Source organism: Haloarcula laminariae (assembly GCF_025457605.1).
GTDB classification, from domain to species: domain Archaea; phylum Halobacteriota; class Halobacteria; order Halobacteriales; family Haloarculaceae; genus Haloarcula; species Haloarcula laminariae.
In genome coordinates, this window is sequence record NZ_JAMZFY010000001.1 from 1,676,504 (window position 1) to 1,694,473 (window position 17,970).

The window sequence follows — 17,970 nt, forward strand, 5'->3', positions numbered from 1 at the left end:
GAGGCGGGCGTCCGGTGAAAGTGGTTCGGTTCGTCGCGGGCTACCCCGCTCTCGCCAGCGCGACGCCGATGTCGTGCTCGATGAGCAAAACCACCGAAAGCGCCGCTAGCCCGACGGCCGCGGGGTCGACCCCGGCGAGCCCGAGCGCCGAGAGGAGCCCGCTGAACTGGCCGCTCTCGAAGGCCAGCAGCAGCCACACCGTCGCACCGACCGCCTCGACGACGCTCGCCCCGACTGTCCCGATATCGACGACCGACGCGAAGGGGCCGACCCCGCGCACGACGTTGTCCTCGATGGTGTGCTGGGGGACCAGCAACACCGCGAACAGCCCCCCGGCGACGAGGATGCCGTCGACCCCGCCCAGTCGCTCCGCGACGCCGAGCCACAGCGCCCACAGCAGCGCCTCGGCGACACTTACCCCGAGAATCTGTCGTCCGGGCAGTGCCGAGACCGAGAGCCCGTTGACCGCCGCGTCGGCGAGGGCGTGTTTGAGTACCAGCCCCAGGCTGAGGACGCCGAACCCGACGGCGGAGGCCGCCGAGATGAGCGGCTCACCCTGGACGAGCGTCAGCCAGAGCCCCAGAGCGAGCGTCTCGACGAGCGTGAACCCGACCATCAGAAGCGTCTGTCCCGTCACGCGAACGCCCGCGAGCGACGAGCGCTCGCCGGAGTCGATGGTGGTCATACCGTCTCTGGCGAGTCGAGTGGGAAAGTTAGCACCTGCTTACCGGCGGATAAGTCGACGCTGATAACCGTCGCTTCCCGGGCGCTACCGCCGCTGACGCGTACTACGGTCACGTAAGCTCGCGATGTAAAAGGTGACAGGTACGACCTCGCTCTATCCCCCCGCCACTGTGAAGCAACTGCCTACGCCGCAGCGGTGAACCGGCTCAGCGGTACCCGGCCGGGAACCGGGACGTTACGGACACGAGAAACGGTCCGTGTCGTTAATCGTCCGCTTCGATGTCCGACCGCGTCCGGTCCAGGTACGGAAGCTTCGAGGCGGTCTCCTCGATAGCGTTCCGGTTGGCCTTCATCAGCGCCGTCGTGTCCCAGATGCCCTCGACGAGGGCCTGCCGCTGGGCGTTGTCGACGGAGACGCTGATCTCGTTGCCGCCGTAGCGGACCGTCTCGGCGTCCACGTCGACCTCGATGTCACCGCTCGGGTTGTCGTCGACCCACTGCTGGAGCGCGTTGATGGTCTCGTGGTCGGCCGTCAGCGTCGGGATGCCGAGCGCGAGGCAGTTGCCCGCGAAAATCTCGGCGAACCCTTCGCCGATGATGGCGTCGATGCCCCACCGCATCAGCGCCTGGGGAGCGTGCTCCCGGGAGGAGCCACAGCCGAAGTTGTTGTTGACCACCATGATGTTCGCGTCCTGGAACCGGTCCTCGTTCAGCGGGTGGTCCTTGGGGTTGTCCTCGTCGTCGAAGCGCAGGTCGAAGAAGGCGAACTCGCCCAGTCCGTCGAAGGTAACGACCTTCATGAACCGCGCCGGGATTATCTGGTCGGTGTCGATGTCGTTCCCGCGGATGGGAACGCCGGTACCCTCGACGTAGTCGACCTCCGGAATGTCCTCGGTCGCGTCGCTCATGCTAAGGCCACCTCCTCCAAGTCGCGCACGTCAGACACTTCACCGGTGATGGCTGCGGCGGCCACCATCCGCGGGTTCATCAGGACGGTGCGGCCGTCCTTGCTCCCTTGGCGACCGACGAAGTTCCGGTTCGAGGAACTGGCACAGGCCTCGTCGCCCTGTAGCTGGTCCTCGTTCATACCCAGACACATCGAACAGCCGGCGTTTCGCCACTCGAAGCCGGCCTCCTCGAAGATGTCCTTCAGCCCCTCTTTGCGAGCGGCTTCCTGGACGCGCTGGCTGCCGGGGACGACCATCGCGCGGACGTCGTCGGCGACCTGTCGCCCCTTCACGATGCGTGCGGCGCGGCGCAGGTCCGGCAGTCGGGCGTTGGTACAGGAGCCCAGGAAGGCGACGTCGATGTCGTACCCCTCCATGGACTCGCCGGGCTCGACGCGCATGTGCTTCTGGGCGCGCCGGGCGGTGTCCTGCTTGTCCTCGGCCAGTTCCTCGGGGGCCGGAATCGGGTCGTGGATGCCGATACCCTGGCCGGGCGTGGTCCCCCACGTGACGACCGGGTCCAGCTCCGAGGCGTCGATTTCGACGACGTCGTCGTACTCGGCGTCCTCGTCGCTGCGGATGGACTCCCAGTACGGTTTGAGTTCGTCGAACTTCTCGGGGTGCTCCTGGAAGTAGTCGGTCTGTTCGAGCCACTCGTAGGTGGTCTCGTCGGGGTTGACGTAGCCCGCGCGAGCGCCGCCCTCGATAGACATGTTACAGATGGACATGCGGCCTTCCATATCGAGGTTCTCGATGGCCTCGCCGGCGTACTCGTAGACGTAGCCGACGCCGCCTTCGGTCCCCAGCCGGCGGATGATTTCGAGGATGATATCTTTCGCTTCGACCCCCTCGCCGAGCTCGCCGTTGACCTCGATTTTGCGGACCTTCTGTTTCTCCATCGCGATGGTCTGGGTGGCCAGCACGTCGCGGATCTGGCTGGTCCCGATACCGAACGCCAGCGCGCCGAACGCGCCGTGCGTGGAGGTGTGGCTGTCGCCACAGACGATGGTCTTGCCGGGCTGGGTGATACCCTTCTCCGGACCGATGACGTGGACGATACCCTGGTCGCCCGTCGTCGGGTCGGAGAACTGGATGCCCGCGTCGTGTACGTTCTCCTCGAGTTCGGCCATCATCCGCTCTGCGGCGTCGTCGGAGTAGGGCCGGTCCTGGTTCGCCGTTGGGACGATGTGGTCAACGGTGGCGTGAGTCAGGTCAGGACGGGCGACGTCGAGGCCCCGCTCCTGGAGCATCCCGAACGCCTGCGGGCTGGTGACCTCGTGGATGAGGTGGAGCCCGACGAACAGCTGGTCCTGCCCGTTCGGCAGCGTCGTCACTTTGTGCTGGTCCCATACCTTGTCGTACAGCGTATTCTCACTCATACTGTCTCATTCCGTCCTTCGATGCCACGCTCGGAGGCGCGGTCGCCGCCATCGTCCGTCGACTCGTGGTCGAGGTCGTTCATCTGTTCAGTCATACTCTCAGTCGTCGGCCGGCACTTCCGTCTCTTCTTGCTCGTCGTCCCACGAGAACAGCGAACGCAGTTCGGCGCCGACCTGTTCTATCTCGTGGTCCTGTTCGGCCTGCCGGTACTGCTTGTAGCTGGGCCGGTTGGCCTGGTTCTCGGTGATCCACTCGCGGGCGAACTCGCCGTTCTGGACCTCTTCGAGTATCTTCTCCATCCCCTCGCGGTTGATGACTTCCTCGCCGCGGGTGAGGCCGCCGTACTCGGCGGTGTCGGAGACTGAGTTCCACATCTCCATGTGGCCACCCTCGTACATCAGGTCCACGATGAGCTTCAGCTCGTTGAGACACTCGAAGTAGGCCATCTCCGGGGAGTAGCCCGCGTCGACGAGCGTCTCGAAGCCGACCTTCACCATCTCCGTGACGCCGCCACAGAGGACGGCCTGCTCGCCGAAGAGGTCCGTCTCGACCTCTTCCTGGAACGTCGTCTCGATGACGCCCGCGCGGGTGCAGCCGATGGCCTTGGCGTAGGAGAGCGCGCCCTCCTTCGCCTCGCCGCTGGCGTCCTGGTACACCGCGATGAGTCCCGGGGTCCCCTCGCCGCGGTCGTAGGTGCGGCGCACGAGGTGGCCGGGGGACTTGGGGGCGACCATCGTCACGTCGACGCCCTCCTGGGGCTCTATCTGGCCGTAGTGGATGTTGAACCCGTGGGCGAACTGCAGCGTGTCGCCGGGTTCCAGCCCGTCCGAGATGGCCTCGTACACCGCCGGCTGGACGGTGTCGGGGACCAGCATGACGACGCGGTCGGCCTCCGCGGCCGCCGCGTCGGGCGTCTTGACCGTCAGCCCCGAGGCCTTGGCGTCCTCGCGCGAGGACGACCCCTTGCGGAGGCCGACGATGACGTCGACACCGGAGTCGTGGAGGTTCAGCGCGTGGGCGTGGCCCTGGGAACCGTAGCCCAGGACGGCTACCGTCTCGTCGGTTACGTGCGATACGTCGGCGTCGTCGTCGTAGTAGACTGTTGTGTCGAGTTCGTCAGTCATGTTTGTTCAGTGTCCTGGGGCCTCGTTCCAGCGCGGCGGCCCCCGTCCGCACGACTTCCTGCACGTCGAACTGTTTGAACGCCTCGACGGCAGCGTCGATTTTCTGCTTGCTACCCGTGATTTCGACTGTCACCGACTCCGTGGAGGCGTCGACGGCCTGGCCGTCGTACATCTCCGCCACGGCGTTGACGTCGTCGGGTTTCTCCCCACCGACCTTGATGAGCGCGAGCTCCCGGCGGAGCGCTGTCGGGTCCAGCTCCGTCACCTCGATGACCGGAACCAGCTTCCGCAGCTGCTTTTTCGCCTGGTCGATGCCGGGTTCGGGCTCCTCGATGAGGATTGTCATCCGGGCCGTGTCCGCATCGACCGTCGGCCCCACGGTGAGGCTTTCGATGTTGAACTGCCGCCGGGAGAACAGCGCCGAGACCTCCGACAGCACGCCGGGCTTGTGTTTGACCAGCGCCGACAGCACGGCCTGGCGCGGTTCGTGAGTCGCTTCCGCCTCGGGGTCGATTCGGATACCCTGTGAGTTCCGTCGCCCCTCCGGCTGCATCCGGTCGTGTGGCGATGGGCCGGGCATTCCACCAGTCATTAGAGTTCCTCCAGATGGTCTTCCTTCAGTGCGAACTTCCCGTTGTCACCGCCGCTCGGGACCATCGGGAAGACGTTCTCCCCGGGGTCGATGTGGGCGTCGATGACGCTCGGGCCGTCGTACTCGCGGGCTGCCTGAATCGTCTCCTCGACGTTCTCCTGTGCTTCCAGCCGGAACCCGCGGGCCCCGAAGGCCTCCGCGAGCTTGTCGAACTGCGGAATCCACGGGTACTCGGAGGCCATCCGCCGGCCCTCGTAGAAGCCGTCCTGCCACTGGCGGACCATCCCGACCGCCTCGTTGTTCAGGACGACGTAGGTGATGTCCAGTTGCTCGCGGACCGCGACCGAGAGGCCCTGGACCGTCATCAGGAACGAGCCGTCGCCGTCGAAGCAGACGACCTCCTGGTCCGGGGCGGCCAGTTTCGCGCCGATGGCGGCGGGGACGCCGTAGCCCATCGTCCCGAGGCCGTGCGAGGAGACCCAGGTGCGGGGCTCGGTGTACTCCCAGAACTGGGAGGCCCACATCTGGTGCTGGCCGACGCCGGTACAGACGATGGTGTCGTCCGGCGTCACATCGGAGAACGTCTCGACGACGTACTGGGGCTTGAGCGGCTCGTCGTCGGGCGTGTCGTAGGTCATCGGGTACTCCGACTTCCAGGTCTGGCACTGCTCGCGCCACTCGTCGGCGTCGGGTGCCCGGGGCATGGCGTCGAACAGCTGTCGCAGGACCTCCCGCGCGTCGCCGATGAGCGGGTAGTCCGCGTAGATGTTCTTCGAGATTTCGGCGGGGTCGATGTCGACGTGGATGACCTCCGCGTCCGGGGCGAAGGAGTCGACGCCGCCGGTCAGCCGGTCGTCGAAGCGGGTCCCGATAGCCAGCAGGCAGTCGGTGTTCGAGATGGCCATGTTGGCGTAGCCGGTGCCGTGCATGCCGGCCCACTCAAGCGAGAGTTCGTGGTCCTCGGGGAAGCTCCCGATACCGGGCATCGTCGTGATGACCGGAATCTCGTACTCCGTGGCGAACTCCCGGAGCGCCGACGAGGCGTCGGCCTTGATGACGCCGCCGCCGGAGAGGATGACGGGCCGGTCGGCGGCCGCGAGTGCTTCGGCGGCCTCCTGGACGTCTTCGTCGTCGGCCTCCTCCTGAACCTCGTAGGTATCCGGCGTCGTCGCCTCACCGGGTTCGACGTCGGTCTCGCCCTGCGTGATGTCCTTCGGGAGGTCAACGAGGGTCGGCCCCTGTCGGCCGGCGTCGGCCAGCGCGAAGGCCTCGCCGACGTCGTCGCCGACGGTGTCCGAATCGGACGCGAAGTAGCTCTCCTTGGTGACCGGCTGGGTGATACCCACCGTGTCGGTCTCCTGGAAGGCGTCGTTGCCGACGAACTCCGTCGGGACCTGCCCGGTCAGGGCTATCATCGGGTCCGAGTCCATGTTGGCGTCGGCGATGCCCGTGACGAGGTTCGTCGCGCCCGGGCCCGAGGTCGCAAAGCAGACGCCGGGCTTGCCCGAGACGATGCCGAAGGCGTCGGCGGCGTGGGAGGCCCCCTGCTCGTGGGCCATCGTCACGTGGTTGAGGTCGGAGTCGTACAGCGCGTCGTAGACGGGCATGATGGCCCCGCCCTGGACGCCGAAGATGTACTCCGCGCCGGCGTTTTCCAGCGCCCGGACGACGGACTGGGCCCCGGTGGTGACCGGGGCCTGTTCGGCGTCGGCGGACTGTTCGTCCGCGGTGTCGTCTTCCGCTGGCGGTGCGTGCTCGCTCATAAGTTCCCTCCGGTTGTGTGCTGTCGGTACGAACGTCGTGTGTGTGCTGTGTGCATAGCTGGGGTGTCTGGTCGGTGGTCGATAGTCGGTACGGGCCGTGACGGAAGTGGGTGATGTGGGGCTATACCGCCCCTACAATACCGACATGGCGGAGAAGAAGCGCACCGCTGGCGGTCGGCCGGTCCGGAGTGCCAGTGTGCGCCGTCATCGTACCCTGAGACTGTCCGCGACAGGTAATAAACGTTCTGTGATAGCTCGTGGCGAACGCCGGATACGGCGCGGAGTGGGCGTGGCTGTCGGCTCGTCGCGGCGACCGAACCAGAGGTCATGGGCCTACGCCCGGACCTCCTCGCTCTCCTCGTCGACGCCGACCTCCGTGGCGAACCGTTCGAGTTCGCTCATGGTGACCTGCTGTTTCTCCGCGCCGAACTCCTTGACGCGTCGGGTCACCTCCCGCACTTCGGCGTCGGTCGGGTCGTAGCCCGCATCGACCAGGCGCTCGCGGACCGAGTGGGCGCCGGTGTGTTTGCCAAGCACCAGCTCGCGCTCGGCCCCGACCATCTCGGGTGTCATGACGCCGGGCTCGAACGTGTCGGAGTTCTCGATGACGCCCGCCGCGTGGATGCCGCTCTCGTGGGAGAAGGCGTTGCGCCCGACGATGGGCTTGTTGGCCGGCACCGGGATGTCCGACTTCTCCTCGACCAGCCGCGACAGCTCCGTGATACGGGTCGTGTCGATGCCCGTGTTCACGTCGTAGAGCGATTCCAGCGCCATCACGACCTCCTCGTAGGCCGCGTTGCCCGCCCGCTCGCCGATGCCGTTGACCGACACCTGCGACTGGCTCGCGCCCGCCTCGAAGCCGGAGATGGCGTTCGCGGAGGCGAAGCCGAAGTCGTCGTGGGTGTGAACGTCGATGCGCGCGTCCGTATGCGCGTCGACGATTTCGATGAGGTCGTAGAACCTACGGGGCGTGGCGACCCCGCAGGTGTCGGGGATGTTGATCCAGTCGGCCCCCGCGTCCGATGTCGCCTCGATGACCTCGATGAGGAACTCCTCCGAGGTCCGGGTGGCGTCCATCGGCGAGAACATGCACTCGGCGCCCGCCTCCGTGATGCGCTCGACGGACTCGACGGCCGAGTCCAGCGCCTCCTGACGGGTGGCGTGCATGGAGTCTTGTAACTGTACGTCGGACGTCGAGACGAAGGTGTGGACCATGTCCACACCCGAGTCCAGGGCCGCCTCGATATCCTTCTCGACCACGCGCGCCAGCCCGCACGTCGTCACGTGAGTGGACTCAGCGATGTCGCGGACCGCCTCGAACTCCGCGTCGGAGTTGACGGGGAACCCGGCCTCGATGACGTGGGTCCCCATCTCGTCGAGTACAGCCGCTATCTCGCGTTTGTCCTCGTAGTTGAACGACGTGCGTGGTGACTGCTCACCGTCGCGCAGCGTGGTGTCGAAAATGCGTGCGTCTGTAATCTCAGACGTGGAATCCAGTGTGCCCTGGAAGAACTCGATCCGCCGGAGATCCCGACGTGCCCTCGTTGTTGGACATAAGCAGGTGATACTGGACCCTTCCGATACTTATAGTTGTTCATCGGAGCGGCCGGTCGACAGCTATCGCGGTTCGGGTGGTCGCAGGGCCGGCAGCTCCGTCTCGGTCGCTGGCCGCTCGCTCTCTTGGAGACACCTCACCCGTCTCGCAAGCCAGTCGTCAGACGCCGGGGAGAGGATTTTTGCTGGTCGGACGCGTGCACACGGAGTATGAGCGATTTCGAGGGACTGGACCTGCAAGCGGTGGAGGACCAGATGGCGGCCGACGAGGAGACCGGCGGGAGCCACCGGGTCGTCCTCGGGGTGCTGGACGGCACGACCGACGACGCGGAGTGGGTCGAGACCATCGAGGACGGGCGGGTGCTCGTGTTGAACGTCGAGGGGGACCTGAACGAGCTCGCCTCGGGCTTCGCCCGGCCGGTTAAGGACGCCGGCGGCGACCTGATGCACTTCCGGGGCTTTCTCATCGTGACGCCGGCGGGCGTCACCATCGACAAGAGCCGGCTGGACACCTGACCGGGCTCACCCGACCAGCGTCACGTAGTGGCCGTCGGGGTCGCGAATCCGCACGCCGTCGTCGATGGACGTGACCGCCAGCGCGTCGTCGGCCACCTCGCGGGCGACGGCGCCGGGGTCGTCGGCGCCCACGCCGAAGTCCACGTGGACGCCGCCCCGGGCGTCGGCGATACCCAGCCGCGACGACCACAGTTCGAGGTCGAACTCGCCGGTCGTGAGCCGGACCCGACCGGCTTCGCGGTCGTCGTCGATTACCTCGAAGCCGAGGCGCTCGTAGAACTCGACGGCGGCCGCCAGGGTTTCGACCTCAAGTACCAGCTCGAAGAGGTCGCCGACCCCGCCGCTGTCGCCGTCCCGGGACCGTTCGCCCAGTTCGACGCAGTTGCCCTCGGGGTCGTAGAAGTACAGCGAGCGCGCGTCGCCGAAGGTGTGTTCGACCAGTTCGAACCGCTCGTCGAGCCGGTCGTACCAGTCGTCGTACTCCCGCTCGGGCACTGTCAGCGCGTAGTGGGTGTGGAGCCCGCCGCGGGGGACCGGCCCGGGCGCACGTAGACGGATGTCCGTCCCGCCGGCCTTGAGGACAGTCTCGGCCTCGCTCGACTCGACGGTGTCGAGTTCGAGGAAGGCGTCGTAGAACGCGGTCAGGCGGTCGGGGTACTTCGCCTCCAGCGTGAGCCACTCCGGGGTGGAGAGCATGGCTCCGCGTTGGTCGCCGACGGGCAAAACTGTCGGGTCCGCGGTGTGGGGCGCGGGCGACCAGCGGGCCGGAATATTGAACAGCGCCGACACCCAGCCTCAGCTATGGAACGTTCGCGCCGGAGCGTACTCGTCGGTGGTGTCGCGCTCGTCGCCGGATGAGGGGGTCGAGAGACCGGGGGCAGTAACGGTTCCCCGACAGAGACCGGGCGGCGGACGGCGACCACGGCCGCCACTGACTGTGCGCCCAGCGGTATCGAGACGCGGGAGGGGCGGACGGAGTACGCCCTCAGCGCCTACGAGGACGCTTACGACGACATGAACGGGGCGCTGGACGAAATCGGGGCCGTAATCACCGGCGACGGCCTGTACGCGGCCCGGGAAGAGGGACCGGACGCGAACACGCCGGACGGGCTGATACTCGAGACGCGGGACGGCGGCGACGTCTTGGTCACGCTCACCGACCTGTCCGGCAGCGCTATCGCCGACATGCGAAACGACTGGTTCTACGACGCTATCGAAGCGTTCCGGGGCGCACAGGGTGCCCTCGACTCCAACGTCGACTCCTGGAACGAGGTGCGCGAGTTCGTCACCGCTTGCGAGGTCGACGATGCCGACCTGTTCCCTGGCCCGATAGCGGACGGTATCGCCACCGCACGGCACCTCCGAACCGCCGCCGAGAAGTTCGAGCAGGAGTGTACCGTCTACCTCGACAACGACGCGACGTTCGACACCGAGCTCGCGGAGGCGGACCGGTTACAGGCGGACGCCATCTCGGCGCTACGTAGCGCGGCCGCGGACTACCCGCGGTCCCCGACGAGCCTCGAGAACGAGGTGACGGTGTACCGGAGCGAGTGAGCCGGCCGTCGCGGCGCCGGACCGCTCCGGTAGCCTGGCTCGCTTCGGTTAGTTAGACCCTTTATCCACGCCGGGGTCCTACCGTGGCCTATGCCAATGAAAGGCGACGGCGTGGCGTCGGACTGGGCGGAAACGAATCGCTGGGACCGGGGGGCGAGCTGGCTCGCCTATCCCGAGGAGGGGATGCAGCGGGCGAGTCACGTCCTCGGGACCGAAGCCGGTGCCATCGTCGTCGACCCGGTCGACGCCGAGGGCATCGACGACCTCTTCGCGGAGTTCGGTGACGTGGCCGGAGTCATCCTTCTGCTGGATCGCCACAAGCGCGACTCGGCGGCTATCGCGAAACGCCACGACGTACCCGTCTACATCCCCGACGCGCTCGCCGGCACGGAAGACGACATCGACGCCCCCACCGAGCGGGTCCACCGGCAGATTCCGGGCACCGACTACGGCATCCACGAGCTCACGAGCAACGCCTTCTGGCAGGAGGCGGCGCTGTACGGCGACGAAGACGACACGCTCGTGGTGCCGGAGGCCGTCGGGACGGTCGACTACTTCCTCGCCGGCGGCGAGCGCCTGGGCGTCCACCCGATGCTGCGGCTGACGCCGCCGACGAAGCTGAACCGGCTCGACCCGGAGCGGCTGCTCGTTGGCCACGGCCACGGCATCGCGGACGACGCCGGCGGGGCCCTTTCGGACGCGCTCCGCGGGTCCCGCAGACGGACGCCGGGGCTGTACGTGAAGAACCTGAAGTCGTTCGTGCTGGGATAGGCGCCGCGAACGGGCCGGTGGCCCGGGGAACCGGCGACGGGATTATACGACTACCGCCCGAAATCTCGGTGTGGTGTACGTGACACGCGGCCTCGTCGAGACGTTGCTGAGAATGGCCCGGGAAGCCGAGCCGAACGACGTGACCATCTCGCTGGCGGTCACGGAGGCCGCGGAGCTCCCGGAGACGGACCTTGACCCGGAGATACCCGTGTTCACGGACTTCTACCTGCCGTCGGCCGGGAGTTCCGTCAACGCCGTCTTCGGGATGGACCTGGGAACGCCCGCCGGGCAGACCCAGGGCCGCTTTGTCTCCCACCCCGACGGCTACATGGGCGTCAGCAAGCTCGACGACCTCCACGAGGTCATCTTCGTCGCCGTTCCGCCCTGGGAGACCGACAGCTTCGGCGCGTTCGACCGGTCGGGCCGGCCGGTCGATGTCGAGATTCTCGACGTCGAACCGCCCGAGGAGTCGCTGGCGTAACTAGTCGAGATACCCCAGGTCACGGAGCTGGTCGGTGATGTCCTGGAACTGGGCCTCCGTCAGCTCCCCCTCGCGCTGGTGTTCGACGACGATGCTGCGAAGCAGGAAGCGGACGAGGTCCGACGTGCTGGAGAAGCTGGTCCCCTCGATGGTCTCCTCGACGCGTTCGGCGAGGTCTTTCGGAATCGAGACCGTGGTGTAATCGGCCATATCTCAGCCATGCCACGGGGCCGGAAAACGGTTGTGTCACGCCGGCAGCGACGGCTGGAGCTCAGCGGGGCTCGTCCGCCTCGGTGTCGAAGTGGCCGGCGGTCGCCGAGCTGGTCGGTGAGAACATCAGCTGAGCGCCGTCCGTCGAACGGCTGCCGAACTCGGGGGTCGGGTACGATTCGTCGTCGGTGGGTGTCGTGATCGTGGTTGTCATCCGGGTGGGTGTGTGGGGTTTCTGCGGTGGTCGGCGGTCGAGGCGTCGGCACGGCGCGAACGAAGCTTGCGTACAAGCATGAGCTACCACCAGCTTTCGACCCATCTATAATAAAAGTTCATGATTTATCCGCGAACGGTCCGCCAACACCACTGAGAGGCCTTCACACGGTGAGGTTCTGGTCGTAGTCGGTGAAGTTCTCGTAGCCGTCCTCGGTGACGACGGCGATGTCCTCGATGCGGACGCCGCCGATTTCGGGGTCGTACAGCCCCGGCTCGATGGTGACGACGTGTCCCGGCTCCAGCTCACCGCCCGACGGCGACAGCCGGGGGAGCTCGTGGACGTCGAGGCCGACCCCGTGGCCCGTCGAGTGGATAAAGCCAGTCTCCGCGCGGTCGTCGCTGCGCAGCGTCGGCAGCCCGGCGTCCTCGTAGACGTCACAGACCGCGGCGTGGACGGCCTCGCCGGTGGCACCGGGCTCCAGCGCGTCGAAGGCGGCGGCCTTCGCCCGTTCGGTCAGGTCGTACCACTCCCGGACGGTCTCGCCGGGCTCGCCCACGCAGAACGTCCGGGTCATGTCGGCGTGGTACTTCGTCGTCTTGTCCTGTGGGAAGATATCGATGATAATCGGCTCGCCTGCGGAGAGCGGCCCGCTCCCGCGGTCGTGGGGGTCGGCGGCGTCGGCGCCGCAGGCGACGATAGTCTCGTCGAGCGAGCAGCCGTGACGGAGCAGCGTCACCTCTATCTCCTCCCTGACGCGCTCGCTGGTGAGAGCCTCGCCGTCGTCTCTGAGCGTGCCGTCGTCGGCGACTTCGGCCTCCCGGAGTAACGCCTCGGCCGCGGCCATCGCCGCTTCGTTGGCGCGCTGGGCGACCCGGATGTGGTCTATCTCCTCGTCGGTCTTGGTCGCGCGGATCTCCGTGACGGTGCCGTCCGTATCGGCGGTCACGTCCACGCCGCGGGCCCGGAGCCCGTCGGCGGTCCGGAGCGGGAACCGCGGCGGCACCGCCACGCTGTCGACGTCGTAGGCGTCGAGGAAGCGGCCGAGGACGTGCGAGACCGCCTCCTCAGGGCCGTGTTCCTCGACCAGTTCGGCGTGGTCGAAGTCGACGTATCGCTCGACGGTCTCGGCGCGCGACTCGCGTTTGGCCCGGCCGAACTCCAGGCTGCGGGGAAAGAGCAGGTGGGTCTCGCCGTCGTACAGCGTGATAAAGGGGTCGGGCGCGTCGAAGCCCGCGAGGTAGTACTGGTCGGAGTCCGTCGAGTCCGCGTCGATGAGATAGCCGTCGGTGTCGGTCTCGTCGAGGAACGCGTCGAGTCTGCCGAAATCGGGCATGCCTGCCAGTCCGACCGGGAGGGGCAAATGGCTATCGGCGCGGCCGGCTGGGACGGTAGTATATCAGTCTGGCGACCCTTCCACCGCCCGTGACCGACGACGCAATCGCGGCCGAGGGCGTAGAGCTCACCTACGCCGACGGGACCCAGGCGGTCCGCGGCATCGACCTGACGGTCCCGCGGGGGGAGTTCTTCGGCTTCCTCGGCCCGAACGGGGCGGGCAAGACCACGACTATCAAGACGCTCGTGACGCTCCTGCGACCGACAAGCGGTGCTATCACCGTCAACGGGTTCGACGCGCTGGCGGAGGGCCGTTCGGTCCGCGAGACGGTGGGGTACATGGCCCAGGAGACCAGTATCGACCCCGAGCTGACGGCCCGCGAGAACCTCCGCTTTGCCTGTGACGCCTACGGTGTGCCCCGAAGCGAACGGGCCGACCGCATCGACGAACTGTTGGACCTCGTCGACCTGGCCGACGTGGCCGACAAGCGGGCCGACGACTTCTCGGGCGGGATGAAGAAGCGGCTCGACGCCGCGACGGCGCTCGTCCACCGGCCGCCGCTCGTCTTCCTGGACGAACCCACGACCGGGCTGGACCCGAAGGCGCGAAACCGCCTCTGGGAGTACTTCCGCGACATCAACGAGCGGGGGACGACCATCTTCCTCACCACCCAGTACCTGGAGGAGGCCGACGCGCTCTGTGAGCGGCTGGCGGTCATCCTCGACGGCGAAATCGTCTCCGAGGGGTCGCCGGCCGAACTCAAACGCGAGGTCGGCGGCGAGATTCTGGAGGTGAACGTCGACGGCGACGAGTCCACCAGGGCGGCGGCCGCCGACATCGCCCGCTCCGTCGACCTCTTCGAGCCCGGGGCGGCCGTCGAGGTGACGGCCGACGGCATCTCGGTCACCTCCGAGCGCGCCCGCTCGAACGGGACCGATCTGCTGGTCGCGCTCCGCGACGCCGACGTCTCTGTGACGGGGTTCAACGTCCGCGCGCCGACGCTGGACGACGTCTTCCTCGCCATCACCGGCGAACACGTCTCGGCCGACGGGGACGAGTCCGTCGAGGAACTGGCGGCAGACGGAGGTGGCGCGTGAGTCCCGAGCCGGCCGGCGAGGCGGTCTCCCGCTCGGGCAACTCCTTCGTCGGGGACCTCTGGGTCAACTTCGTCCGCTGGAACATCAAGGCGGTCCGCAACCCGTTCGTCCTCGTCGTCTCGCTCGTCCAGCCCATCATCTTCCTCGTCCTGTTCACGCAGGTGTTCGGCCAGGTTGCCACCGGCGCGGTCAACCAGAGCGCCGCCGACATCAGCTACGAGACGTATCTGGTGCCGGCCATCGCCATGCAGGTGGCGCTGGCGGCCGCGGCGACCTCCGGCGTGGGGCTGGTCAACGACATCGAGAACGGGATGTTCGAGAAGGTGCTGGTCAGCCCGATGAACCGGACGGCGGTCTTCCTCGGCAAGACCGCCGCCGAGGTCGTCCGAATCGCGGCTCAGATACTCATCATCATCGGGCTCGGGGTCCTGCTGGGCGCCGAGGTCGCGACGGGCGTCGTCGGGGCCCTGGGTATCGTCGCCGTCGGCGTCCTCTTCTCGTTCTGGTTCACCGCCCTCTCGAACACCATCGCCGTCATCACGAAGGACCAGGAGTCGACCATCATCGGCGCGAACTTGCTGCAGTTCCCGCTGCTGTTCGTCTCGACGGCCTTCCTCCCGCTCGCGGTGCTTCCGGGGTGGATTCAGACGGTCGCGCGGTTCAACCCCGTCACCTACGGCGTCGACGCCGCGAGGGCCATCATGCTGGGCCGTGACGTGATGACGGTCATCGAGGTGACGGCGTTCGGCGGCGTCTACGACACGCTCGTCCCGGCGGTCGCCGTCTTGCTCGCCCTGGCGGTCGGCTTCGGCAGCGTCGCCGTCTACATGCTCCAGCGCGCTTCCAGCGCGAACGTGCAGTAGCGCCGGCGCCACAGCGGTGTTTATCGTGTCGCCCGGCCTATCGGTGGTATGACCACGGACCGGGCGGCCATCGCAGCGACCGTCGACAGACTGATTGACGAGGTGAGCGGGTGGCCCCACGTGACAACGGGCGAACACCGCTTTGGCGGCACGGAGTTCCGCGTCGGCCCGCGGGAAATCGGACACGTCCACGGCTGGGGGATGCTCGACATCGCGTATCTCAAACGGCTCCGCGACGTGCTCGTCGACGCGCGGGAGACCGGGTCCCACCACCTGCTGACCGAGTCGGGCTGGACGACGGAGTACATCGAGTCGCCCGAGGAGTACGACCACGCCCGGTGGCTGCTCCGCCTGTCGTATCTCTACCACGTGAACGTGCTGCAGAAGACGCCCGCCGGCGCCGAGGAGTTCGCCGACGTGGACGTCGAGAGCGAGTTGGCCGCCATGGCACTCACCGACGACATCCGGGCCGCGTTCGACCGCCGGTGACGCCGACACTCACCGGGCTGTGGCACAGACATAGAACTTTTTGTGCACGCCCACAATCTAGTTAGTATGGCGACAATATCGTCGCGCTACCCAGTGGCCTCTTCCGGAGGTGAGCTCGCGCTCCGAACCGCCGGCGGCGTCTTCCTCGGCGTCGTGGCGGCTCTCGCGGTCGCCGCTATCGCCGGAGCACTCGGACTCGACCTCGGCGTAAGCGGGGCCCAGAGCCCCTTCGGCGCCGTCCCCATCGTGACCTCGACCGTCGTGTCCGGGGTCGGGGCCGCGGTCGCCTACGCCGCGATAGTTCGGTTCACCGACCGACCGGTACGGAACTTCACGGCGCTGTCGGCGGCCGTCTTCGTCGTGATGCTCGTCCCCGTCTTCGCCTTCGCGCCCTCGCTGGGGCTCACCGCGGTGGGACAGGCCGCGCTCGTCGCGATACACGCCGCGGTGGCCGTCCCGCTAGTGGCCTTCATCATCGGTGCGGTCCAGCTGTAACGGTCTTTTCTCGACTACAGTGCCGGGAGCGGTAGCCTCTTGTCGCCCGGCCGCAATCGCCCGACCATGGATATCACCATCGGCACGTCGACGGTCAAGGGCACCGCACAGGCCCCGCCGTCGAAGAGCTACACCCACCGGGCCCTTCTCGCCGCGGGCTACGCCGACGGCGCCACAGTCAGAGCGCCGCTGGTCAGCGCCGACACGAAGGCGACGATGCGCGCGGTGACTGCCTACGGCGGCAGCGTCGACCGCAGCGACGAGCAGGCCATCGAAGTCACTGGCTTCGCCGGGCGGCCCGAGACGCCCGACACCGTCATCGACTGCGCCAACAGCGGGACGACCATGCGGCTCGTGACCGCCACGGCCGCACTGCAGGACCGCCTGACGGTGCTGACGGGCGACGACTCGCTGCGGTCCCGGCCCCAGGGACCGTTGCTCGAAGCTATCGGCCAACTCGACGGCCGCGCGGAGAGCACGCGCGAGAACGGCCAGGCGCCGCTGGTCGTCGGCGGCGGCATCGACGGTGGAAGCGTCTCCATTCCGGGTGACGTCTCCTCACAGTACATCACCGCCCTGCTGATGGCCGGCGCTGTTACCGACGAGGGTATCGACATCGAACTGACGACCGACCTCAAGTCCTCGCCGTACGTTGACATCACGCTCGAAGTGCTTTCGGACTACGGCGTCACGGCCGAGCGGACCGCCGACGGGTTCACCGTCGCAGGCGGCCAGTCCTACGACCCCGCCGACGGGGAGTACCACGTCCCCGGGGACTTCTCCTCTATCAGCTACCTGCTGGCGATGGGAGCGCTGGCCTCGCCGGAGGGGATGACGGTCACCTCGGCGGTCCCGAGCGCGCAGGGCGACACCGCCATCGTCGATATCCTCGACCGGATGGGCGCGACGCTCTCCTGGGACCGCGAGGCCGGCGAAATCGCGGTCGAGCAGAGCGAACTCTCGGGCATCGAGGTCGGCGTCGAGGACACGCCGGACCTGCTTCCAACTATCGCCACGCTGGGGGCGGCCGCCGACGGCGTCACCCGAATCACCGACGCCGAACACGTCCGCTACAAGGAGACGGACCGAGTCAGCGCGATGGCCGAGGAGCTGACCGAGATGGGCGCCCGCGTCGAGGAGAAGCAGGACGAACTCGTCGTCTACGGCGAGGACAGCAGTCTCGAAGGCGCCACCGTGGACGGCCGCGCGGACCACCGTATCATCATGTCCCTGGCCGTCGCCGGGCTCGTGGCCGACGGCGAGACCACCGTCACCGGTGCCGAACACGTCGACGTCTCGTTCCCGAACTTCTTCGACCTGCTGGAATCGCTGGGCGGCGCCGTCGAGCGATAGAGCGCCCCTACAGCTCCGTCCGGCGGTCGTATTCGCTCGTCGCTTCGAGTTCGTCGGGTGAGTACGCCATGTCGAGCGAGACGTCGATGTCCTTCTGCCGGCAGTAGTTGTGGAATCTGGCGAGCCCGCCGTAGTCCTCGAACTGCAGGACGAACTTCCAGGTGTCAGCGCCCCGCGCCGACAGAATCGTCGCTCCCGTCTCCCGGATTCCGTGCAGGAGGCTCTCGCCGTCGTCGGCCCACTCGATGCGGTACATCCCCTGATTGTTGACGACGTCGACGGCGACCAGCCGCCTGACGTGCGGGCTCGTCCGGACCCGGCGCTCGAACTCCGGTAGCTGGACTCCCGCCACCCACAGATAGGGCATCACCTGGTTTGCGGCCGGGACCGCCCGCTCCAGTTCGACTTCGGCTCCGGGGTCCCGCGAGAGGACCCTCCCCAGGAGGAACTCGTCGGCGTCGACCGTCATGTGTGTGATGGCTGACATTCTGTGTCAGTAGCACGCCGGCCCATATGTATATTTCCCAACACTCTTCCCGTGGCCTGG

Annotated in this window: 21 protein-coding genes; 9 read left to right on the plus strand and 12 right to left on the minus strand. The window is 67.4% G+C overall.

Translation table 11 applies throughout. The features are described from left to right. Positions 1–40 precede the first annotated feature (40 nt). The 7 genes from NJQ98_RS08610 to NJQ98_RS08640 form a co-directional block, all read right to left on the minus strand. A complete protein-coding gene (locus tag NJQ98_RS08610; protein WP_262177862.1) occupies positions 41–685 on the minus strand; it encodes a hypothetical protein in 645 nt (214 codons plus the stop codon). A 262-nt stretch (positions 686–947) separates the two neighbouring features. Next, a complete protein-coding gene (gene leuD / locus NJQ98_RS08615) occupies positions 948–1,592 on the minus strand; it encodes a 3-isopropylmalate dehydratase small subunit (RefSeq protein ID WP_262177864.1) in 645 nt (214 codons plus the stop codon). Beyond that, entirely contained in the window at positions 1,589–3,010 is a 1,422-nt protein-coding gene (gene leuC / locus NJQ98_RS08620) for a 3-isopropylmalate dehydratase large subunit (RefSeq protein ID WP_262177866.1), read from the minus strand. Before leuC ends, leuD begins: the two co-directional genes overlap by 4 nt. Positions 3,011–3,109: 99 nt before the next feature. Further along, the gene (ilvC, locus tag NJQ98_RS08625; RefSeq protein ID WP_262177868.1) at positions 3,110–4,135 is read right to left on the minus strand and encodes a ketol-acid reductoisomerase; all 1,026 of its coding nucleotides are present in this window, start codon (positions 4,133–4,135) and stop codon (positions 3,110–3,112) included. Further along, positions 4,128–4,727 carry an acetolactate synthase small subunit gene (gene ilvN, locus NJQ98_RS08630; RefSeq protein ID WP_348533557.1) on the minus strand — a complete coding sequence of 200 codons (600 nt, stop codon included), beginning with the start codon at positions 4,725–4,727 and terminating at the stop codon, positions 4,128–4,130. The genes ilvC and ilvN overlap by 8 nt, the downstream gene beginning before the upstream one ends. Next, positions 4,727–6,490, minus strand: a complete 1,764-nt coding sequence (gene ilvB, locus NJQ98_RS08635; protein ID WP_262177870.1) for a biosynthetic-type acetolactate synthase large subunit — start codon at positions 6,488–6,490, stop codon at positions 4,727–4,729. Before ilvB ends, ilvN begins: the two co-directional genes overlap by 1 nt. Before the next feature lie 333 nt (positions 6,491–6,823). Then, a complete protein-coding gene (locus NJQ98_RS08640; RefSeq protein ID WP_262178780.1) occupies positions 6,824–8,056 on the minus strand; it encodes a LeuA family protein in 1,233 nt (410 codons plus the stop codon). Between the two features lie 198 nt (positions 8,057–8,254). Between NJQ98_RS08640 and NJQ98_RS08645 the strand changes: the two genes are divergently transcribed. Beyond that, the gene (locus NJQ98_RS08645) at positions 8,255–8,560 is read left to right on the plus strand and encodes a DUF5779 family protein (RefSeq protein WP_262177872.1); all 306 of its coding nucleotides are present in this window, start codon (positions 8,255–8,257) and stop codon (positions 8,558–8,560) included. Positions 8,561–8,566: 6 nt separating this feature from the next. Here the strand turns inward: NJQ98_RS08645 and NJQ98_RS08650 are convergent, their stop codons facing one another. Beyond that, positions 8,567–9,256 (minus strand): VOC family protein, encoded by a 690-nt coding sequence (locus NJQ98_RS08650; RefSeq protein ID WP_262177873.1) that lies wholly within the window; start codon positions 9,254–9,256, stop codon positions 8,567–8,569. Positions 9,257–9,574: 318 nt separating this feature from the next. Here NJQ98_RS08650 and NJQ98_RS08655 point away from each other — a divergent pair, with 318 nt between their 5' ends. From NJQ98_RS08655 to NJQ98_RS08665, 3 genes are all read left to right on the plus strand, one after another. After that, a complete protein-coding gene (locus NJQ98_RS08655) occupies positions 9,575–10,114 on the plus strand; it encodes a hypothetical protein (RefSeq protein WP_262177874.1) in 540 nt (179 codons plus the stop codon). Positions 10,115–10,204: 90 nt separating this feature from the next. Further along, entirely contained in the window at positions 10,205–10,885 is a 681-nt protein-coding gene (locus NJQ98_RS08660) for a hypothetical protein (protein ID WP_348533558.1), read from the plus strand. 70 nt (positions 10,886–10,955) lie between these two features. After that, positions 10,956–11,366, plus strand: a complete 411-nt coding sequence (locus tag NJQ98_RS08665) for a JAB/MPN domain protein-containing protein (protein ID WP_262177875.1) — start codon at positions 10,956–10,958, stop codon at positions 11,364–11,366. Here the strand turns inward: NJQ98_RS08665 and NJQ98_RS08670 are convergent, their stop codons facing one another. The 3 genes from NJQ98_RS08670 to NJQ98_RS08680 form a co-directional block, all read right to left on the minus strand. Continuing rightward, positions 11,367–11,576 (minus strand): ribbon-helix-helix domain-containing protein, encoded by a 210-nt coding sequence (locus NJQ98_RS08670; RefSeq protein ID WP_262177876.1) that lies wholly within the window; start codon positions 11,574–11,576, stop codon positions 11,367–11,369. It lies immediately after the preceding gene. A 61-nt stretch (positions 11,577–11,637) separates the two neighbouring features. Next, positions 11,638–11,790, minus strand: a complete 153-nt coding sequence (locus NJQ98_RS08675; RefSeq protein ID WP_262177877.1) for a hypothetical protein — start codon at positions 11,788–11,790, stop codon at positions 11,638–11,640. 163 nt (positions 11,791–11,953) lie between these two features. Next, on the minus strand, positions 11,954–13,126 hold the full coding sequence (locus tag NJQ98_RS08680) for a M24 family metallopeptidase (protein WP_262177878.1): 1,173 nt from the start codon (positions 13,124–13,126) through the stop codon (positions 11,954–11,956). Positions 13,127–13,194: 68 nt separating this feature from the next. On the opposite strand from NJQ98_RS08680, the gene NJQ98_RS08685 reads away from it, so the two are divergent. From NJQ98_RS08685 to aroA, 5 genes are all read left to right on the plus strand, one after another. After that, the gene (locus NJQ98_RS08685) at positions 13,195–14,223 is read left to right on the plus strand and encodes an ABC transporter ATP-binding protein (protein WP_431357500.1); all 1,029 of its coding nucleotides are present in this window, start codon (positions 13,195–13,197) and stop codon (positions 14,221–14,223) included. Then, positions 14,220–15,086: an ABC transporter permease gene (locus NJQ98_RS08690; protein ID WP_262177880.1), complete on the plus strand. Its 867-nt coding sequence runs from the start codon at positions 14,220–14,222 to the stop codon at positions 15,084–15,086. Before NJQ98_RS08685 ends, NJQ98_RS08690 begins: the two co-directional genes overlap by 4 nt. A 48-nt stretch (positions 15,087–15,134) precedes the next feature. Beyond that, the gene (locus NJQ98_RS08695) at positions 15,135–15,575 is read left to right on the plus strand and encodes a luciferase domain-containing protein (protein WP_262177881.1); all 441 of its coding nucleotides are present in this window, start codon (positions 15,135–15,137) and stop codon (positions 15,573–15,575) included. Positions 15,576–15,641: 66 nt separating this feature from the next. Further along, positions 15,642–16,070, plus strand: coding sequence for a DUF6069 family protein (locus tag NJQ98_RS08700; protein ID WP_262177882.1), 429 nt, complete (start codon positions 15,642–15,644; stop codon positions 16,068–16,070). A gap of 66 nt (positions 16,071–16,136) precedes the next feature. After that, complete coding sequence (gene aroA, locus NJQ98_RS08705) at positions 16,137–17,423, plus strand: 3-phosphoshikimate 1-carboxyvinyltransferase (protein ID WP_262177883.1); 1,287 nt, start codon at positions 16,137–16,139, stop codon at positions 17,421–17,423. A gap of 7 nt (positions 17,424–17,430) precedes the next feature. Here aroA and NJQ98_RS08710 read toward each other — a convergent pair whose 3' ends face one another. Next, positions 17,431–17,910, minus strand: coding sequence for a bacterio-opsin activator domain-containing protein (locus tag NJQ98_RS08710; RefSeq protein WP_262177884.1), 480 nt, complete (start codon positions 17,908–17,910; stop codon positions 17,431–17,433). Positions 17,911–17,970: the final 60 nt, after the last annotated feature.